The organism is Pseudomonas sp. PS01297 (assembly GCF_029959305.1).
In the GTDB taxonomy this organism is placed as follows: Bacteria; Pseudomonadota; Gammaproteobacteria; order Pseudomonadales; family Pseudomonadaceae; genus Aquipseudomonas; species Aquipseudomonas helleri.
Genome location: NZ_JASCPQ010000231.1, coordinates 1 through 264, shown reverse-complemented (window position 1 = coordinate 264; position 264 = coordinate 1). Strand labels below are relative to the sequence as shown.

Below are 264 nucleotides of genomic sequence, written 5' to 3'. Positions count from 1 at the left end.
GTGAAACATTTAAAGTTAACCTGGAAGAGACGCCCGAAGGTATTGGGAAATTTATTCCAGAGAAGAAGATCGACTCGTTTCATTTTTATATTTTGGACGACAAGCACTATCGCATCGAGCATAAGTCTGGGCTCATTGAAATCCTTGAGGTCGGCCAAGGCGGATTGGCCATGCCGGTGCAAATGCTTTCACCTCAGGGCCATAGCGTGACGTTACAGTACACGCCCTTCTTTACTGAGCCGCTGCTTAGCAGCATAAAAAATG

Annotated in this window: 1 protein-coding gene; it reads left to right on the top strand. The window is 46.2% G+C overall.

Annotation, left to right across the window (positions count from 1 at the left end; genetic code table 11):
• A partial coding sequence (locus QMX84_RS26500; RefSeq protein WP_282365161.1) for a hypothetical protein occupies positions 1-264 on the top strand: 264 nt, incomplete at both ends.